2 protein-coding genes are annotated in these 3198 nt (G+C 70.4%); both read right to left on the reverse strand.

Going from position 1 to position 3198, the window contains the following annotated elements; translation table 11 throughout:
• Nucleotides 1-73 precede the first annotated feature (73 nt).
• Nucleotides 74-1888, reverse strand: a complete 1815-nt coding sequence (locus H9623_RS19920) for a glycosyltransferase family 61 protein (RefSeq protein ID WP_193718823.1) — start codon at nucleotides 1886-1888, stop codon at nucleotides 74-76.
• Nucleotides 1885-3198: stealth family protein (locus H9623_RS04240; RefSeq protein ID WP_193718824.1), on the reverse strand; the 1314-nt coding region annotated here is incomplete at its 5' end. The genes H9623_RS04240 and H9623_RS19920, both read right to left, overlap by 4 nt.

The raw sequence follows: 3198 nt of genomic DNA on the forward strand, positions 1-3198 counted from the left end.
TGGAACGACCCCACCTCGGCATCGGCGGCCTACGACCCATCGACCGAATCAACAACGCAACGGGTCAGTACACCTAGAGCGCGGCCAACCGCTCGGCGAGGTCCGGCCCGTCCTTCTCGACGTCGAACGTGAAGTCGGAGAAGTAGGCGGCCGACGACCAGGACCGCCCGCGCGGCACGTCCGCCGGGCAGTAGTAGTAGTGGAGGCTCCCGCCCTGGGCGGCGGCGATGAGGAACTCGTTCATCGCGTCGTACCCCTCGGGCGAGATCACGAAGCGCGGGATGTCGTCGGGGGTGAAGATCGAGGACAGCATGCCGCTGCCGCCGTACCCGGCGATGGCCTCGGCCCCGGCGAAGAGCGCCGCCTGGTCAGGGATGCTCAACCGCTCGGGGAACACCTTGACGAATCCGTGCCTGGCGAAGAGCTCCTCGACCTCACGACCGTTGTGGCACTGCCGGGTGAGGGTCTCGGCCCGGCCGACGAAGAAGCGTCTCGGCAGCTCCAGACCGCTCGACCGTGTCAGCAGGCTGTCCCGCAGGTCGTGCCAGGTCTCGCGGATGCGCGGGTGCACCACGCTCGGGTTCGAGAAGAGGGGGGTGACGCTCACGAGACGCTCGACCGTGCGAGGCCGGTCGAGCACCTCGATCCTGTCCTCGCCGATCCCGTAGGCGTCGAGCATGTCGACGAACCACCGCGGCAGCGTCGACGTGCCGTCCGAGGGCGACACGAGTGCCTTGAGGTCGGGGTGGGCCTCCCTGGCGGCGCGCCAGCCCCAGAGCTTCGAGACCACCTCGGTGACGAGGTGGCCGAAGGTTCCGGTGTGCTCGCTGTCCAGGTCGTAGTAGGTGCCCGCCAAGGGCTCGGGGGCCGAACGGTCCGGCACTCGAACCTGGGCGTACCGCTGGCTCGTGTCGACGAGCTGCGTCGACTTCATCCGGGCGTGCCGGTACAGGCGGAACGTCTCGGGAAGGACCAGGCCGTCGTGCACCCGCAGGAGCCGCGGCCGGACCGTGACCCCCGTGTACGTCCGCACGCGCAGCTCGGGAACCCGGATCGACTCGACGAGGTGTCGCCCCAGGTCGGGACGGTTGGTCGTGACGTCCACCCTGGTCGGGAAGTCGAAGGACTCCTCGACCCGGCGTTCCTCGAGCCACTCGCCGCGCCGCCCGCGGACGATCGGCTCGAGGGGCGCGTCCTCGCGCAGCTTGACCAGGTGCTCGCCCTCCTTCGTCAGGAGGAGGAGCCTGGGGCGGAAGACCGTGCCCCGCACCGCTGCCGCGAGCGCTGTCTCGTCGTCGCGAGGTGGCACGTCGCCCAGCGAGCCGTCGACCCGTCGGCGCTGGATGCCTTGCACCAGGTCCAGCACGTCCTCTCCGGGGACGTCGAGCATCGAGTCGATCGTCAGTCCGTGGAGGTCCTCGACCGCGTACACGCCGCCGTCGGCCACCGCGAAGAGGCACTCGCGCAGCAGGCGCCTCTTCTCCGACTTCAGGTGGCGCCCGTCGTCGACGAGCAGGTCGATGTCGGCGATGCCCGCCAGCGCGTCGAGGACCCCGTCGACGTCCTCCACCGGCTGCACACGCAACGTCGCCGGGTCGCCGGGCCGCACGGCACCGGGCACGAAGCTCAGGACGTGCACGTCGGCCTGCGGATAGCGCCGGACGAACGCGAGGCCGGTGGCCCGCGGGTGCCGACCCGCGACGACGACGATCGAGCGCGGCGACCTGCCCAGGTCCTCCAGGGCGGACTCGTAGTGCCTCAGGTGGTCGTGCCCGAGCGACGACTGGTCGAGGTCGAGCGCGCGACCGATCTCGTCGAGCGAAGGGGGCTTCGGCGGCGCGGTCGGGCGCGACACGACCTTGCGCAGTGCCGCACCGAGCCGGGTCACGCGGTGCGCTCGAATCGGCTCGGCAGGGGGAAGAGCTCGTCGAGGAGGTCGACCATGGATCGCTCCTTCGGTGATCCGACGGCGCCGTCGGTGTCGTTCAGGCAGAACACGTCGACGTCGCGGAGGCGACGCAGGCGGTTGAAGGTCAGGACGGCCTCGGGGCGCGCGATGTCCTGGTAGACGTACGAGACGTCCCCCGGGACGGCCCGAGCCGTCGCGTAGGCGTAGTAGTGGTGGAGCGCCGAGGCGATCGAGTGGTCCTCCGGGTGACGGAACCTCGACGCGGAGGCGGCCTCGAAGATCTCCGGGAACCTCTCCTCCATCTCGTCCAGCACGGCCCTGCTCTGAGGGTGAGGGGTGTGCTTGAACTTCTGCGTGATGGTCCGTCCGAACGTCCGCTCGACGAGCTCTCGGTTCTGCTTGGCCGCCGACAGCACGGGCAGGTCTCGTGGGCCGGGCGGGTCCAGGTCGAGGACCGCGGTCGAGAGGAAGAACCGGGTCAGGCCGTCCCCCTCGAAGAAGAGCTCCGGTGACGTGGGACGCCCGAAGAAGATGTCGTCGTTCATGTACAGGTAGCGGTCCGACAAGCCGTCGATGTGATGGAGCTGGGACTCGATCGCATGCGAGTTGAAGACCGGGAGCCTGGTCGGGTCCGTGAAGATCTCCCGGTGGTCGACGACGCGCACGCGCGGGTTCGACGTGTCGAGCCAGGCGGGCACCTGCCGGTCCGTGACGATGTAGACGTTGCGGACCCAGCTCGCGTACATCTCGACCGACCGCAACGAGTACCTCAGCTCGTCCCGCGACGCGAAGCGCGAGTCCGACACCGCCGTCTCGTTGAGCTGCCCGGCCCCGACGCCGTGGAGCGCCCGGTCCTTCCGTGCGAGCCACTCGGGGTCGGCGCCGTCGACCCAGGTGTAGACGAGGTCGACGGGCACCGCGACGTCCCCGAGCCGGGCCAGCTGCGAACCCGGCCACCGTCCGGGCGAGCTCTGAGCGGCGGCCCACCTGCTCGGCGTGAGGTACCGGACGACCGTGTTGCCCTCCGGAGCGATCCGGGTGCCCTCCACGTGCTCGCCACCGTCGGCACGGGCGAGGCCCGTGCTCGCGAGCTTCCACCCCTCGACGACGACCGCGGACGCGGCGTCGGTCAGGTCCCTGCCCGACGGGGCGCTCAGGACCCGGAACAGCGACAGCCTGTGGAGAGGTTCGCGAACGGACGTCCTGCGCAGGACCTTGGCCCCGTCGGGCAGGGACCTGACCGACGCCGCGTCCGCGGTCGTCGTCGAGGGGTGGAAGCTCGCGAGCAC

Source organism: Oerskovia douganii (genome assembly GCF_015142735.1).
GTDB classification, from domain to species: Bacteria; Actinomycetota; Actinomycetes; order Actinomycetales; family Cellulomonadaceae; genus Oerskovia; species Oerskovia douganii.